Raw genomic sequence first — 15,447 nt, 5'->3', positions numbered from 1 at the left:
GCAACCAGCGCCGCAGCGGCAGCGGCTGGGAGAAGGAGGCGCCGCGTCCCGAGCAGCGCTCCTACGACCGTCCCGAGTTCGGCGCCAAGGCGCCCGGCGCGGGCCGTTCGGTCGGCCAGATCCGCCCCGGCGGCCTGGGCGGCGGGGCCGGCGCCAAGCGCGGTCCGGCCAAGCCGGTGCGCTCGCGGGAGCTGCAGGCCAAGGTCGAGGACGCGGTGCGGGCCCGGCACGACAAGCCGGCCGTGAAGCTGCCGAAGACCCATGGCGAGCCCGAGGGCGAGCGGCTGCAGAAGGTGCTGGCCCGGGCCGGCATGGGCAGCCGTCGCGCCTGCGAGGAGCTGATCGAGCAGGGCCGGGTCGAGGTCAACGGCCGGCTCGTGCGCGAGCAGGGCAAGCGCGTCGACGCGGCCCACGACGAGATCAAGGTGGACGGCCTGACCGTGGCCACCCAGTCCTACCTGTTCTTCGCGCTGAACAAGCCGGCCGGCGTGGTGGCCACCATGGAGGACCCGGACGGCCGCCAGTGCCTGGGCGACTACGTGAACAACCGGGAGACCCGGCTGTTCCACGTGGGCCGGCTGGACACCGAGACCGAGGGCATCATCCTGCTCACCAACCACGGCGAGCTGGCGCACCGGCTGACCCACCCCAAGTACGGCGTCACCAAGACGTACCTGGCCGCGATCCAGGGCCCGATCCCGCGCGACCTGGGCAAGCAGCTGGCCAAGGGCGTGGAGCTGGAGGACGGCTGGGCCCGGGCCGACAGCTTCAAGGTGGTCCAGAACGTCGGCAAGAACTACCTGGTCGAGGTCAGCCTGCACGAGGGCCGCAAGCACATCGTGCGGCGGCTGCTGGCCGAGGCCGGCTACCCCGTCGAGAAGCTGGTCCGGGTGCAGTTCGGCCCGATCGCGCTGGGCGACCAGAAGTCCGGCTGGCTGCGCCGCCTCACCAACCCCGAGGTCGGGCAGCTGATGAAGGCCGTCGGGCTGTAGGGACGAGGAGGGGCAGCGATGACCGCGACGGTGCGCCGTTCCCGGCTCAGCAGTGAGCGGGAGGCCGAGCTCTACCAGGCCGTGATCGACCTGGTCCGCGAGGTCGGCTACGAGGCCATGACCATGGACGCCGTCGCGGCCCGCAGCCATTCGAGCAAGGCCACGCTGTACCGGCAGTGGCAGGGGAAGCCGGAACTGGTGGCCGCCGCGATGCGGCACCACCGGCCGGTGAAGGTCCTCGACGACGACACCGGCAGCCTGCGTGGGGACCTGCAGCTGATGGCCGCCCAGGCCGGTGACGCGGCCGAGCACGACACCGCGTTCATGGCCGCGATCGGCCATGCCGCAGGCACCAACTCGGAGCTGGAAGCCGCGCTGCAGGAGATGCTGATCGCCCCGGAGCTGGCACGGCTGGAGGCCGTGGTCCAGCGGGCGGTCGCCCGGGGCGAGGTCGCGCCGGACAGCCCGGCCCTGGAGTTCTTCGCGCACATGCTGTTCGGTGCGCTGATCTCGCGGAAGTTCCTGGAGGGCCGCTTCGCCGACAGCGACTACCTGTCCCGCTACATCGACGCGGTGATCCTGCCCGCGCTGGGTGTCGCCTGAGTCACAGACACCGCCTATCGAAACGTTTGCGTTTCGATAGGCGGTGTCATATCGTGAACGGGTACGAAACCGTTTCGTTCGGGGAGAAGCCATGACCCAGACCACCGTCGGTGCCCGCACCGACACCCCGTCCGGCGTGGAGCCCGCCTCCACGCACCGCTGGTGGGTGCTGGCTGTGATCGCCCTCGCCCAGCTGATGGTCGTGCTCGACTCGACCGTGATGAACATCGCCCTGCCCTCGGCCCAGCACGCGCTCGGCTTCAACGACAGCGACCGACAGTGGGTCATCACCGCCTACTCGCTGGCCTTCGGCAGCCTGCTGCTGATCGGCGGGCGGCTGGCCGACCTGATCGGCCGCAAGACCGTGTTCCTGATCGGCGTGGCCGGCTTCGCCATCGCCTCCGCGCTGGCCGGCGCGGCCGGCAACTTCGAGGTTCTGGTCATCGGCCGGGCCCTGCAGGGCATGTTCGGCGCCCTGCTCGCCCCCGCCGCGCTGTCGCTGCTCAACACCACCTTCACCGACGCCAAGGAGCGAGCCAAGGCGTTCGGGATCTACGGTGCCATCGCCGGGGCCGGCGGCGGGCTCGGCCTGCTGCTCGGCGGTCTGCTCACCGAGCACCTCAGCTGGCGCTGGACCCTCTACGTCAACCTGGTCTTCGCGGTGATCGCCTTCATCGGCGGCCTCAGCGTGCTGAAGGGCGGCGCCCCGGCCGCCCGCCCCAAGCTGGACATCCCCGGCACCCTGCTGGTCACCGTCGGTCTGTTCGGCCTGGTCTACGGCTTCTCCAACGCCGAGACGCACCACTGGTCCTCCGTGATGACCTGGGGCTTCCTGGCTGCGGGCGGGCTGCTGATCGCCGCCTTCGGCTGGTGGCAGACACGGGCCTCGCACCCGCTGCTGCCGCTCCGGGTGCTGTTCGACCGCAACCGCGGCGCCTCGTTCCTTGCCGTCGGCATCTCCGGCGCGGGCATGTTCGGGGTGTTCCTGTTCCTGACCTACTACCTGCAGGTCTCGCTGCACTACAGCCCCGTCAGCACCGGGCTGGCGTTCCTGCCGATGATCGGCGCGCTGATCGTCACCGCGCAGATATCCACCATCGTGCTGATCCCCAGGATCGGCCCCAAGCCGGTGGTGCCGCTGGGGATGGGCCTGGCCGCGGCGGGCATGGTGCTGCTCACCGGCCTCAACCTGAACAGCGGCTACGCCACCGCGGTGCTGCCGGCGCTGCTGATCTCCGGTTTCGGTCTCGGCCTGGTGATGCCGCCGGCGATGAGCCTGGCCACCGACCGGATCGACCCGGCGGACGCGGGCATCGCCTCGGCGACCGTCAACACCATGCAGCAGATCGGCGGCTCCATCGGCACCGCGCTGCTTAACACCCTCGCCTCCAGCGCGGCCACCAGCTATCTGGCGGGCAGGGTGCCGAGCCCGGCCGCACTGGCCCAGGCCCAACTGCACAGCTACAGCACCGCCTACTGGTGGTCGGCCGGCTTCTTCGTGGTCGGCCTGGTCCTCACCGGCGTGCTCTACCGCCGCGGCCGCATCTCGGTCGACCCGGACGCCCCGGCGGCCGTCCACATGTGACGCGACGTCACCTTGGGCAGCCCCCGCCCGCCGAGAGCGGTTCGCCTCGGAGGGCGGGGCTGCCGGATTTCGCCAGTGGTTCCGTCAGCAGTCTGTCAGCGGTAGCGGCTGCGGGTCCGGCGCCAGGAGAAAGGGCCGGGGAGATCGACCGATTCGGTGCGCTGCCCGCGGTTGTTGACGGTGTAGTGCTCATGGCGGCCGCCGGCGCTCACCGACAGGGAACGGCGGTTGATGTTCAGCCGGACGCCGGGGAAGATCGGAAAGGACTTGTGGAAGCGGATGGGCATCTGAGGCTCCCTCACCTGTTCACACCTGGACGGATTCGCAGTCTCGCCTGCCCCGTCGAGACGGGTTCACCGCCTGGGCAGCGGGTATTGAGCGGGCATGGCAGAGATCTTGGTGGAAGAGAACTTCGTCCGCATCGACGGGGACGACATGAACGCCCTGCTGAGGGTGCTGCACGGAGTGGGTCTTGAGGCCGAGCCGACGGCGCCGCGGGACAACGACACGGGGGTCCGCTGGGAGCTCGCCGCGCACTGGCTTGGGGCCGCCTTCCCGAGTGCCGAGACGGTGGCGGCGCTGAACGGCGCCTTCGGCGAGATCCATGCCTACTTCGTGACGGAGGGGAAGATCCCGCCGTCCAGGGTCATCCTCTACGGCCCGGAGTCGGAGGCGCTGCACGTCTTCGAGCCCGAACCGGCGTAGGTGACGGCGCGACGGATGGTCGGCTGCGGACCGTAAGCGGCCTGTCGCGCAGTTCCCCGCGCCGCTAGGTAGGTGCAGCTGGCCCACTGTGATTCAGTTGCAGGCCCCAGGGGCGCGGGGAACTGCGCGACCAGCCCACCACGGTCCGCAGCAAAGGTCCCGCGGCAACCACTTAGCTCCACGCCGCCAGCGTGGCCCACCGCCCCGCCGCGTCGCGTTCGACTTCCAGCATCCCGGCGACGGCCGACCGGTTGACCGGGCCGTAGATGTGGGGGAATAGCGTGGTGCCGGAGGCACCGGGCGGCGGGGTCGGGGCGGCAGCCTCCCAGCGGACCGGGGAGTCCAGGGCGTCCTCGTCGATCAGCAGGACCATCAGCGGTCCCTGGGTCCCGGCGAAGCGGTCGTTGGCCACGGCCAGGACGGACGGTTCGTCGGGCGAGCAGTGGATGAAGCCCTCCAACGCCAGCGAGGCCGTGGCGTAGGGGCGGTCGGGGTGCGCCAGCCAGCCGTCGAGCGTCGTCAGGTGCAGAATCATCTCCCATTTGTACCTGATCCCCGCGCTCCGGATCACCCCTTGCGCAGACCCGCGGCGCACCGGCGGCGCACTGGCAGCGGCCCTGTCCGCATGGTGGACTGGGCGCCATGGCCCATGACACTGAGCTCTACCCCCTCGACCGGATCGTCCGTGCGCAGAAGGCCGCCGCCGACGCCGGTCTGGACGCCCTGCTGGTCTCGCCCGGACCCGACCTGCGCTATCTGACCGGGTACCAGGCACTGCCGCTGGAGCGGCTGACCTGCCTGGTCGCCCCGGCGGCCGGGGAGCCCTTCCTGGTGGTGCCGCTGCTGGAGCAACCCGCCGCCGAGGCCTCGCCGGCGGGCGCGCTGGACGTGGAGATCGTCGGCTGGCGGGAGACCGAGGACCCGTACGCGCTGATCGCCTCCCGGCTGCCCTCGGCGGCGGCCGGGCTGCGCCGGGTCGGGCTGGACAACCACATGTGGGCGGAGAAGGTGCTGGCGCTGCGGTCGGCGCTGCCGGGGGTGGAGCAGGAGCTGGCCGGCGAGGTGCTCGGGGCGCTGCGGATGCGCAAGTCCGCAGCCGAGGTCGCTGCGCTGCGGGCCGCGGGCGCGGCCATCGACGCGGTGCACGACGCGGTGGGGGAGTGGCTGCGGCCCGGGCGGACCGAGCGCGAGGTGGGCAAGGACATCGCCGACGCCATCCTCGCGGCCGGCCATGAGACCGTCGACTTCGTGATCGTCGGCTCGGGGCCGAACGGCGCCAGCCCGCACCATGAGCTGTCCGACCGGGTGATCCAGGCCGGGGAGCCGGTGGTGGTCGACATCGGCGGCACCATGCCGTCGGGCTACTGCTCCGACTCGACCCGCAACTACTGCCTGGGCCCGGCCCCGGCGGACTATCTGCGGGCCTTCGGGGTGCTGCGGGCGGCGCAGACCGCGCAGTGCGAGTCGATCCGGCCCGGGATCACCGCCGAGCGGCTGGACGCGGTGGGCCGGGAGATCATCGCCGAGGCCGGGTACGGGGAGCAGTTCATCCACCGCACCGGCCACGGCATCGGCCTGGAGACCCACGAGGAGCCCTACATCGTCGCCGGGTCGGCCCGGCCGCTGGAGTCCGGCATGGCCTTCTCGGTCGAGCCGGGCATCTACCTTCCGGGCCTGTACGGGGCCCGGATCGAGGACATCGCGGTCTGCACGGAGGACGGCGGCGAACGCCTCAACCTGACCTCACGTGACCTCCGGGTGCTCTGAGCCCCGCGACGACCCTGCCGACGGCCTCCGCGACCGCGCCGCTTCCGCCTCGGCCAGCACCCGGTTCAACAGCTCGGCCCCGTCCGAGAGTTGCCGCACCCCGGCGGCGCCGGCGAAGCTGACCCGCAGATGCGGGGCCGGGGGCTCGGCCGGGAAGTAGGCGCGTCCGGGGGTGACCGAGACGCCCGCGCGGTAGGCCGCGGCGGTGATCGCGGCCTCGTCGGCGCCGTCCGGCAGCCGCAGCCACAGCTGGTAGCTGCCCAGCGGGGCCGGACCGGCCAGGTGCTCCCGCAACGGGAGGGCCAGCGCCTGCCTGCGGTCCCGCAGCGCGCCGGCGACGGTGCGCAGATGGGTGCGCCAGGCCGGGGCGGCGACCAGTTCCAGCGCGGTCTCCTGGAGCGGGCGCGGGACGAAGAAGCTGTCCACCGCCTGCAGCGAGCGCAGCCGTTCCAGCGCGGGACCGCGCGCGCTGAGACCGGCGACGCGCAGGCTGGCCGAGGTCACCTTGGTCAGCGAGCGGACGTGCACCACCACCCCGTCCGGGTCGTCGGTGGCCAGCGGCAGCGGCAACGCGGGGGCGTCGGCATGGGCGAGTCTGCGGGCGAAGTCGTCCTCCACCACGAACGCCCCTGCGGCGCGGGCGATCCGGAGAACCTCGGCCCGGCGCTTCGGGGCCAGCACCGCCCCGGTCGGGTTCTGGAACAGCGGCTGGCAGACGAAGACCCGGGCGCCGCTGGCGGCGAAGGCGTCCGCCAGCAGGTCGGTGCGCACGCCCTCGGCGTCCATCGGGACGGGGACCGGGCGCAGTCCGGCGGCCCGGGCGATGGCGAGGATGCCGTAGTAGGTCGGCGACTCGACCAGCACCGGCGCCCCCGGTGCGGCGAGGGCCCTTAGGGCGGTGCTGAGCGCGCTCTGCCCGCCGGCCGCGACCAGGACGTCCGCGGCGCCCAGGGCCTGGGTGGGGCCGGAGATGTCGGCGGCGAACCAGGCCCGCAGCTCCGACAGCCCCTCGACCGGCGGCCTGCCCCAGGCGCCGGGCCGGCGTCCGGCCCTGGCCAGGGCGGCGCCGAGAGCGCGCTCGGGCTGCAGCGAGGGGTGCAGATAGCCGCCGCTGAGGTCGATCACCTCGGCGGGCGGGACGGTCAGCGTGGCCAGCACGCCGGTCGCGTCCACGGCCCGCTCACCGCTGCCGGCGCTGAGCGCCACCTGCTGCCAGGACAGGTCCGCGTCCCGCCGGTCCACGCCGTCGCGCGGACGGACCCGGAAGACGCCCGCGCCTGGACGGGAGACCACCAGCCCCTCGGCGGCCAGCGCGGCGACGGCCCGGGAGACGGTGCCCGGGCCGACCTGGTAACGGGCCATCAGAGCGCGGCTGGACGGAAGCATCCGGCCGTCCGGGTAGCGCTGGAGCTCACGGCGCAGGGTTTCGGCGAGATCCGCGACACTGCTACGCTCGTTCATGAGAGAACATAGTAGCGGTATCGGCAATTGGCGGAGGGTCAGTAGCGGTTGGGGCGGCGGTGCCGGTAGCAGTTCCGGGGTGCTGCTGGCCGGGCTGGGCGTCCTTTCCTTCTCCTTCAGCTTTCCGGCCACCGACTGGGCCCTGGATGGGGGCCGTGGCCTCGGCCCCTGGACGGTCACCGGCCTCCGCGGCGTGCTGGCAGGGCTGCTGGCGCTCGGCTGCCTGGTCGGCGGGCGGGTACCGGTGCCCGAGCGGCGGCACTGGCGGGGCCTGGCCGCGGTGGCGCTCGGCTGCGTGGTCGGCTTCCCGCTGCTCACCACGTTCGCACTGCAGACCGCCGGCTCGGCCCATTCGGCCGTGGTGATCGGGGTGCTGCCGCTGGCCACCGCGGTGGTGTCGGCGCTACGGAGCCGTACCCGACTGTCCCGCTCCTACTGGGGTGCGGCAGTGGCGGGCGCGGTCGTCGTCGCGGCGTTCACCCTGCTGCAGAACCACGGCCGTCCGACCGGCGCCGACCTGTACCTGGTCGCGGCGCTGCTGGTGTGCGCGGTGGGCTACGCCGAGGGCGGCAGGCTGGCCCGGGACCTGCCCGGATGGCAGGTGATCGCCTGGGCCGTGGTGGCGGCGCTGCCGCTCACCGCGGTGACCGCCGCGGTCGCGCCGGCGGTCGAACCGGTCGGCCTGACCGCCCACGCGGTGGTCGGGGTCGGTTATCTGGCAGCGGTCTCCCAGTTCGGCGGCTTTGTGCTCTGGTACCGGGGGATGGCGGCGATCGGGGTGCCCAGGGCCAGCCAACTGCAGTTGGCCCAGCCGCTGCTGACGCTGCTGTGGTCCGTACTGCTGCTGGGGGAGCGGCTGCCGCCGGCCGCGCCGGCCGCGGCGGTACTGGTGCTCGGATGCATCGCCATCACCCAGCGGGTCGGTGCCCGGCGCACCGCCGTGACCAGGCCCGCCGCTACGACCGTCTTGACAGGTGGACCCGTCGTTTCGAATGGCGGGCGGCCGGACTAGGCTGAACCAGCAGGACGCTGCGCCCGGGCGCCGCGCGGGAGTCTCCCGGCGTCCTGCGGTCCCCTCGGCCCGGCGGCCCGGGCCGGTCTGCGCCTCCGGCCCGGTCCGCACGCGCCGCCCCGCATGCGTCCGCTTGTATGCGCCCGCCTGCACGCCCGCCGCCGGAACGGACTCGCTGCCGGGCCCGGCCATACGGAATCATGGGGAGCGCAACCTGCGCCGCACCCGCCCCCTGAGCCCGAGGACGTAGCCCGCCATGCGCACCGCCGCCGTGATCGGCACCGGACTGATCGGCACCTCTGCCGCGCTCGCGCTGAGCGCGCGCGGGATAACCGTGCACCTGCGCGATGCCGACCCCGACGCCGTCCGCACCGCGGCGTCGCTGGGAGCGGGCACGGCGGAGGAGCCGGAGGGGCCGGTGGACCTGGCGATCATCGCCGTGCCGCCCGCGATGATCGCCTCGGTGCTGGCCGACTGCCAGCGGCAGAACCTGGCCCGCTGGTACACCGACGTCGCCAGCGTGAAGGCGGGGCCGCGCCAGGACATCGCCGCACTGGGCTGCGACACCGTCCACTACATCGGCAGCCACCCGATGGCCGGCGCCGAGCGGAACGGACCGCTGGCCGCCCGGGCCGACCTGTTCGAGGGCCGCACCTGGGTGCTGACGCCGACTCCGGAGACCGACACCGACACCCTGAACGCCGCGCTGGAACTGGTGGCGCTGTGCGGGGCGGTCCCGGTGGTGATGGACGCCGTCGCCCACGACCGCGCCGTCGCACTGGTCTCGCACACCCCGCAGGTGCTCGCCAGCCTGGTCGCGGCGCGGCTGGAGCACGCCGAGGAGAACGCGGTCCGGCTGGCAGGACCGGGGATCAGGGACACCACCCGGATCGCCGGGTCCAATCCGCTGATGTGGGTGGAGATCCTCAGCGCCAACGCCGGAGTGGTCGCCGACATCCTGGAGGAGTTGGCCGCCGACCTCGGCGGGGCGGTCGCCGGGCTGCGGGCGCTGCAGGCCGCGGACGAGGCCAAGCGGGAGCAGGGCGCCCTGGCCGTCGCGGACGTGCTGCGCCGGGGCAACGCGGGCCGGGCCCGGATCCCGGGCAAGCACGGGGCGCCGCCCACCCGGTATGAGACGGTCGTGGTGGTCATCGGCGACCAGCCGGGCGAGCTGGCGCGGCTGTTCGCCGAGGCCGGGCGGGTCGGGGTGAACATCGAGGACGTGCTGATCGAGCACTCGACCGGGCAGCAGGTCGGCCTGGTGCAGCTGATGGTCGCGCCCGCCGCGGCGGGCGTGCTGACGGCGGCGCTGCAGGAGCGGGGCTGGCGGGTGCGTTCGGACCGGTAACCTTGGGGGTGGACCCCTGCCGTATCGCGCCTTGCGAAGAGAAGAAGAGGACGTTGTCACCGTGGAAACAGCCGACCGTTCGGATGCTCCGGTGATCGTCGTCCTCGACGGCCCGGCCGGTACCGGCAAGTCCACCGTCTCCCGTGAGATCGCCCACCGGCTGGGGCTCAGCTTCCTGGACACCGGCGCGATGTACCGGGCGATGACCTACTGGCTGCTGCAGAACGGCGTGGACGTCGACGACGCCGAGGCCGTGGCGAACGCCTCGACCAAGCCGGTGATCCTCTCCGGCACGGACGCGGACGGGCCGACGATCACCGTCGACGGCGTGGACGTCTCCGGGCCGATCCGCGGCCCCGAGGTCACCGCCGCGGTCTCGGCCGTCTCGGCCGTGCCCGAGGTGCGCACCCGGCTGGTCGACCTGCAGCGCGGTTCGGCCGCCGCGGCCCCGCGCGGGATCGTCGCCGAGGGGCGCGACATGGGCACCGTGGTCTTCCCCGGGGCGGACCTCAAGGTCTTCCTCACCGCCTCCGCCACCACCCGCGCCGCCCGCAGGGCCGCGCAACTGGGGGTGGCCGACCCGGCCGGCATCGCGGCGATCCTCGCGGACATCGAGCGCCGCGACGCCGCCGACTCCGGACGGGCCACCTCGCCGCTGGCCATGGCCGACGACGCGATCGAGGTCGACACCAGCGAGATGGACCCGGAAGAGGTCATCGGCCACATCATGGGCCTGGTACGGGACCGCGCCCGGACCGTCCAGGCCTAGCCCCGTCCAGGCCCGGCCCCGTCCAGGCCGGCCCCACCCGGCCACCCGCAGTACCCGAAGCTTTTGCGCGCCCCTCCCGGGCGTCTGACGAACGAGAGTTGGCACCGCACCATGAGCAACGAGAACGTCGGCGGCAACGCCGGCCACGGTGACCTGGACTCGGCGGACTACGCCGAGTTCATGGCACTCGCCGCCGAGGAGGGCTTCGACGCCGAGGAGATCGGCGACCTGTCGGAGGCCGGCCCGCTGCCGGTGCTGGCCGTCGTCGGCCGCCCCAATGTCGGCAAGTCGACCCTGGTCAACCGGATCATCGGCCGCCGCGAGGCGGTCGTCGAGGACAAGCCCGGCGTCACCCGGGACCGGGTCCAGTACGAGGCGACCTGGAACGGCCGCCGCTTCCGGCTGGTCGACACGGGCGGCTGGGAGATCGACGTCTTCGGCCTGGACGCCATGGTGGCCGCGCAGGCCGAACTGGGCATCGAGACCTCGGACGCGGTGCTGTTCGTGGTGGACGCCACCGTCGGCGCGACCGACACCGACGAGGCGCTGGTCAAGCTGATCCGCCGGTCCGGCAAGCCGGTGGTGCTCTGCGCCAACAAGGTGGACGGGCTCTCCGGAGAGGCCGACGCGGCGATGCTGTGGTCGCTGGGCCTCGGCGAGCCGTACCCGGTCTCGGCACTGCACGGCCGCGGCTCCGGCGATCTGCTGGACGCCATCCTGGACAAGCTGCCGCCCGCGCCGGAGCAGACCTTCGGCGGCGAGCCGCTCGGCGGCCCGCGCCGGGTCGCGCTGATCGGCCGTCCCAACGTCGGCAAGTCCAGCCTGCTGAACAAGGTCGCCAAGGAGGACCGGGTCGTCGTCAACGAGCTGGCCGGCACCACCCGCGACCCGGTCGACGAGCTGATCGAGCTCGGCGGCAAGACCTGGAAGTTCATCGACACCGCCGGCATCCGCCGCCGCGTGCACCAGACGGCCGGCGCCGACTTCTACGCCTCGCTGCGCACCTCGGCCGCGCTGGAGAAGGCCGAGGTCGCGGTGGTCCTGATCGACGCCAGCGAGACCCTGGCCGAGCAGGACACCCGGATCATCTCGATGGCCGTGGAGTCCGGCCGCGCGGTCGTCGTCGCCTACAACAAGTGGGACCAGCTCGACGAGGAGCGCCGCTACTACCTGGAGCGGGAGATCGAGCAGGACCTGGTCCAGGTCCAGTGGGCGCCCCGGGTCAACGTCTCCGCGCTGACCGGCCGGCACATGGAGAAGCTGGTCCCGGCGATCGAGACGGCGCTGGAGGGCTGGGAGACGCGGATCCCCACGGCCAGGCTGAACGCCTTCCTCGGCGAGCTGGTCGCCGCCCACCCGCACCCGGTGCGCGGTGGGAAGCAGCCCCGCATCCTGTTCGGCACCCAGGCCGGCGCCAAGCCGCCGCGGTTCGTGCTCTTCGCCTCGGGCTTCATCGAGGCCGGCTACCGGCGCTTCGTCGAGCGACGGCTGCGTGAGGAGTTCGGCTTCGTCGGCACGCCGATCTCCATCAGCGTGCGGGTGCGCGAGAAGCGCGGCCGTAAGAAGTAGCAGTGGCGAAGCCGCAGGAGCTGGAGAAGTAGCACGTTAAGCAGTTGCGGCGTGCGGAACATTCGGAGAGGGCCTTGTGCGGCAGTCGCACAAGGCCCTCTCCGCGTGGTTCCGCCGGGGCTCAGCCGCGCCCCGGCGGGAGCGAGAGGTAGCTGCGGTGGCGGCCCGCCCCGCTAGGCGCGGGGTAACCCTGCGCGGCGTACTCGCTGCCCGGGTAGTAGTGGCCGAAGCCGGTGAAGCGCAGGTCCTCCTCGCCGGAGCGGTCACCCGGAAGAGCGCGGAAGAGGCGGCGGAACTCCGAGTACAGCGCATCGTAGATGGGCGTACTGGAGGCGGGCTCGGCCTCGTGCGAACGCGGGTGGGGCATCAGCGGGGCGCTCGGCGGCACATGGCCGGTGGCCCAGCGGGGCGGCGGGAAGGAGCTGAAGGTCTGCACGTCATGGCCAACGACCGGGCGCCCCGCGGGATGCGGGGCGCCCGCGGTCGGGTACCGGATTGTTCGTCTCCGGAGCGCGCGGCGCCGTACGTGCGCCGGGGGGCGGAGCGGGGTGTGGGAGCGGGCGCGGGCGCGGTGGGGCGCGCTGGGCGGGGAGCCCAGGGGGTGGTGCGGCTCAGGTTCCCGCCAGGGGCAGTACCGCGCCGATCAGCAGGCCGCGCCGGGCCGCGGCGTCCATCGCCTGCCGCAGCAGGTCCTCCCGGGGCTGCCGGCCCACGCTCCCGGCCGGGGCCGCGTACATCAGCACCTCGCCCTGCTGGGTGGCGGCGGCCCGCCAGGCGTCGGTGACCTGGAGCGGGACGTGCGCCTGCCACCAGGCGACGGTGCCGCTGCCCTGGGGGGACGGCTGCAGGATCGCGTGCAGCTGCCCCATGGCCATCAGCACCGACCAGCCCGGCAGCGGCACCGGCGACTGCTCCACGTCGGGGACCGGTCCGAAGCCGTGGTCCAGCAGCAGGTCGGTGAAGTGGTCCTCGCCCGACTCGTCGCCGGGGCGGCCGACCGGTCCGGTCGGCTCCACCACCAGCGCGGCCCGCGGAACCCCGGCGTAGGGCCCCTCCTGACTGAGCACCAGACCGCAGGTGACGCCGAGGACGGCGGCGTCCTGCTGTCGCGGCGCGGGAACGCCGGACGGCACGGGAGCGGCCGCCTGCGGCTCGGGCTGCTGTCCGGCGGCCGGGTAGGGGTAGGAGGTCTGGCTCTGGACGGGGGCTCCGGCCGCCACGGGGGACAGGCCGCCGGCCGCCTGGCCGATGCTGCGGACCGCGCCGAGCAGCTGCTCCTCGGCGACGGGCACCACCTGGGAGGGGATGCAGCGGGAATGGGCGAAGGCGAGGACCGCGGTCTCCTCGCCGACGAAGAGCACGGTCGCCGTCTGCTCCACTGTGACATCGCCCGGCGCCCGGCAGGAGGTGCAGTCGTAACGGTCCGGGGCGGTGACTCCGGTGAGCAGGCGGTCCGCCTCGTCGTCGCCGATCTCGGCACGGACCTCGTCGCTGACGTCGATCAAACGCGGCACGAACACTCCTTGGGTCACAGGGGCGGCGCGGTGCTGCCCCAGCCGTGATGACAAACGGACCGGGTGTGCGGCAGGTCACGGTTGAGGCCGGTCGGGCAGGGGAACGGCCGGTCGAAAAATCACTCACCGCAGGTCAGCGGTGACTGCAAGTCGACAATGTGGGTCAGTTCACTCGGTCGGCTGTGTGGCGGACCCCACGGAATACCCTTTCGATCTTGTCCAAAACCTCCCATATGGTGCCAATCGCTGGACATTCGATGATCGATACCTCCGGTAACGTCCGGCTGATCTGCATATACACCAAATTATTTGAATGCGCAGCATGAGTTGCCTACGTTCGGACACCGGTGCAACGAGCACCACCCGGGTTCGCCCGCCTCTGTACGCCTCCTCGGTCACCCCGGGGGAGCGCGCCCGCCGCCGCAGGACAGGTCGGTGGTGAGTGGCTGGTACCGGGACGGCCAGGCGCACACTCCCGTGCTGCCGGCCGTCCCGCAGAACCGGGTCCATGGACGGATGCGGCGCTTGCAAAGCGCTGCCCGTGGGCCCGGCCGGGGCTGTCGAGAGGGACTTCATGATCTTCCGCCGCGAGACCGACGCTGCCCGCACCGCCGCCACCGAGACCCATGGCGGCCGCAAGAAGAGCCGCCTCCGGGCCGCCGTCCTTGCCGGTGTGGTCGTCGCCGCCCCCGTGGCCGGTCTGGTTACCGCCACCTCCGCGTCCGCCGCCGACACGTCCACCTGGGACGCCGTCGCGCAGTGCGAGAGCACCGGCAACTGGAGCATCAACACCGGCAACGGCTACTACGGTGGCCTGCAGTTCTCCGATTCCACCTGGGCCGCCTACGGCGGTACCGCCTACGCGTCCAGCGCCGACCAGGCCTCCAAGAGCCAGCAGATCGCCGTGGCCGAGAAGGTCCTGGCCTCGCAGGGCCCCGGTGCCTGGCCCGTCTGCGGCCCGCAGGCCGGTCTGAGCCAGGGCAGCGCGAACACCTCCTCGTCCGCGAGCACGAGCACCGGCTCGGGCAGCTCCAGCAGCTCCAGCAGCTCGCACCACTCCAGCAACTACAGCTCCTCCGCTGACAACAGCTCCAGCTACAGCAGCAAGGCGAGCACCCCGAGCACCTCGACCAGCTCCAGCGACTCGAGCAGCTCGTCCAGCCCGGCTGCCAGCACCTCCACCGCCTCGGGCGCCTCGTACACCGTCAAGTCCGGTGACACCCTGAGCGCGATCGCCGCTGCGAACGGCACCTCCTGGCAGAAGCTGTACCAGGAGAACAAGAGCACCGTGGGTTCCAACCCGAACCTGATCTACGTGGGCCAGACGCTGACCATCGGTTGACGCCGGTCTGCTGATCCATCTGCTCCACCCGCTTCACCTGTTTGAACCGAAGGCGTGGCCCCCGCACGGGGTGCCACGCCTTCGGGCGTTACCGCCGCCGCTGCCGCCGCCGACCGGGTGAGGCTGCGGCGTGGCGTTCTGTCGGTTCGTCAGATGATGTGCCGAAGGAACGTAGCGTCGTCCGCCGTGGGTATACGGCGACTGCTGCTGACCGTGACGACCGCGACGTTGCTGCTCTGGGCACTGGCCCAACCGGACGGGAGCGACGCGGTGGTGGGGCCTGCGCCCGCGCGGGTGACCACGGCCGTCTGGGATTCGCTTGCCGCGTGCGAGAGCAGCGGGAACTGGCACATCAACACCGGCAACGGCTACTACGGCGGTGTGCAGATCTCACTGGAGACCTGGCGCGAGGCCGGCGGCACGGCCTATGCGACCCGACCCGACCGGGCCACCAAGAAGCAGCAGATCGCGGTCGCAGAGAAGATCCTCAGCCGGCAGGGCTGGGACGCCTGGCCTTCCTGCGCACGCCAACTGGGCCTACTGAACCCGATCCCGGTACCAAGGCCCACGCCCAAACCCAAGCCGAAGCCGACGCCCGTGCCCAAACCGACGCCGAAGCCCGTGCCGACGCCGACGCCGACGCCGAAGCCAGTGCCGAAGCCGACGCCCGTGCCCAAACCGACGCCGAAGCCAGTGCCGAAGCCGACGGCCAAGCCCGTGCCGACGCCGACGCCGACGGCGAAGCCAGTGCCGAAGCCGACGGCCAAGCCCGTGCCGACG

Annotated in this window: 16 protein-coding genes; 11 read left to right on the top strand and 5 right to left on the bottom strand. The window is 72.6% G+C overall.

What is annotated here, in order from left to right; genetic code table 11:
• The 3 genes from TR46_RS20265 to TR46_RS20255 form a co-directional block, all read left to right on the top strand.
• Positions 1-992: pseudouridine synthase (locus TR46_RS20265; protein WP_063770636.1), on the top strand; the 992-nt coding region annotated here is incomplete at its 5' end.
• Between the two features lie 18 nt (positions 993-1,010).
• Complete coding sequence (locus tag TR46_RS20260) at positions 1,011-1,595, top strand: TetR/AcrR family transcriptional regulator (RefSeq protein WP_042403220.1); 585 nt, start codon at positions 1,011-1,013, stop codon at positions 1,593-1,595.
• A 91-nt stretch (positions 1,596-1,686) separates the two neighbouring features.
• Positions 1,687-3,180 carry an MFS transporter gene (locus TR46_RS20255; RefSeq protein WP_042403218.1) on the top strand — a complete coding sequence of 498 codons (1,494 nt, stop codon included), beginning with the start codon at positions 1,687-1,689 and terminating at the stop codon, positions 3,178-3,180.
• Between the two features lie 95 nt (positions 3,181-3,275).
• On the opposite strand, the gene TR46_RS20250 is transcribed toward TR46_RS20255, so the two are convergent.
• Positions 3,276-3,467, bottom strand: a complete 192-nt coding sequence (locus TR46_RS20250) for a DUF4236 domain-containing protein (protein WP_042403217.1) — start codon at positions 3,465-3,467, stop codon at positions 3,276-3,278.
• Between the two features lie 97 nt (positions 3,468-3,564).
• Here TR46_RS20250 and TR46_RS20245 point away from each other — a divergent pair, with 97 nt between their 5' ends.
• Positions 3,565-3,885 carry a hypothetical protein gene (locus tag TR46_RS20245; protein WP_042403214.1) on the top strand — a complete coding sequence of 107 codons (321 nt, stop codon included), beginning with the start codon at positions 3,565-3,567 and terminating at the stop codon, positions 3,883-3,885.
• A gap of 172 nt (positions 3,886-4,057) precedes the next feature.
• Here the strand turns inward: TR46_RS20245 and TR46_RS20240 are convergent, their stop codons facing one another.
• Entirely contained in the window at positions 4,058-4,420 is a 363-nt protein-coding gene (locus TR46_RS20240) for a DUF952 domain-containing protein (RefSeq protein WP_042403211.1), read from the bottom strand.
• A 107-nt stretch (positions 4,421-4,527) separates the two neighbouring features.
• Here TR46_RS20240 and TR46_RS20235 point away from each other — a divergent pair, with 107 nt between their 5' ends.
• Entirely contained in the window at positions 4,528-5,652 is a 1,125-nt protein-coding gene (locus TR46_RS20235) for an aminopeptidase P family protein (RefSeq protein ID WP_042403209.1), read from the top strand.
• On the opposite strand, the gene TR46_RS20230 is transcribed toward TR46_RS20235, so the two are convergent.
• On the bottom strand, positions 5,629-7,113 hold the full coding sequence (locus TR46_RS20230) for an aminotransferase-like domain-containing protein (protein WP_084718753.1): 1,485 nt from the start codon (positions 7,111-7,113) through the stop codon (positions 5,629-5,631). The two genes, TR46_RS20235 and TR46_RS20230, sit on opposite strands and share 24 nt — an antisense overlap.
• Between TR46_RS20230 and TR46_RS20225 the strand changes: the two genes are divergently transcribed.
• The 4 genes from TR46_RS20225 to der all read left to right on the top strand — a co-directional run bounded on the left by TR46_RS20225 (position 7,112) and on the right by der (position 11,811).
• A complete protein-coding gene (locus TR46_RS20225; protein ID WP_084718752.1) occupies positions 7,112-8,125 on the top strand; it encodes a DMT family transporter in 1,014 nt (337 codons plus the stop codon). The genes TR46_RS20230 and TR46_RS20225 overlap by 2 nt on opposite strands.
• Positions 8,126-8,381: 256 nt before the next feature.
• Entirely contained in the window at positions 8,382-9,473 is a 1,092-nt protein-coding gene (locus TR46_RS20220) for a prephenate dehydrogenase (RefSeq protein WP_042403207.1), read from the top strand.
• A gap of 61 nt (positions 9,474-9,534) precedes the next feature.
• Positions 9,535-10,242 (top strand): (d)CMP kinase, encoded by a 708-nt coding sequence (gene cmk / locus TR46_RS20215; protein WP_042403205.1) that lies wholly within the window; start codon positions 9,535-9,537, stop codon positions 10,240-10,242.
• 111 nt (positions 10,243-10,353) lie between these two features.
• The gene (der, locus tag TR46_RS20210) at positions 10,354-11,811 is read left to right on the top strand and encodes a ribosome biogenesis GTPase Der (RefSeq protein WP_042403204.1); all 1,458 of its coding nucleotides are present in this window, start codon (positions 10,354-10,356) and stop codon (positions 11,809-11,811) included.
• A 121-nt stretch (positions 11,812-11,932) separates the two neighbouring features.
• Here der and TR46_RS43170 read toward each other — a convergent pair whose 3' ends face one another.
• Positions 11,933-12,247, bottom strand: coding sequence for a hypothetical protein (locus tag TR46_RS43170; protein ID WP_042403202.1), 315 nt, complete (start codon positions 12,245-12,247; stop codon positions 11,933-11,935).
• Between the two features lie 175 nt (positions 12,248-12,422).
• Positions 12,423-13,325 (bottom strand): DUF8842 C-terminal domain-containing protein, encoded by a 903-nt coding sequence (locus TR46_RS20200; protein ID WP_042403200.1) that lies wholly within the window; start codon positions 13,323-13,325, stop codon positions 12,423-12,425.
• A gap of 574 nt (positions 13,326-13,899) precedes the next feature.
• Here TR46_RS20200 and TR46_RS20195 point away from each other — a divergent pair.
• Complete coding sequence (locus tag TR46_RS20195) at positions 13,900-14,667, top strand: LysM peptidoglycan-binding domain-containing protein (RefSeq protein ID WP_042403296.1); 768 nt, start codon at positions 13,900-13,902, stop codon at positions 14,665-14,667.
• A gap of 213 nt (positions 14,668-14,880) precedes the next feature.
• Positions 14,881-15,447, top strand: a 567-nt coding sequence (locus TR46_RS39660) for a transglycosylase family protein (protein ID WP_439654374.1), incomplete at its 3' end; no start/stop codon positions are given.

Origin of the sequence: Streptacidiphilus carbonis, assembly GCF_000787775.1 — a bacterium.
In the GTDB taxonomy this organism is placed as follows: Bacteria; Actinomycetota; Actinomycetes; order Streptomycetales; family Streptomycetaceae; genus Streptacidiphilus; species Streptacidiphilus carbonis.
Note: the sequence above shows the minus strand (reverse complement) of the source record. Positions and strands in the feature narration are given on the sequence as shown.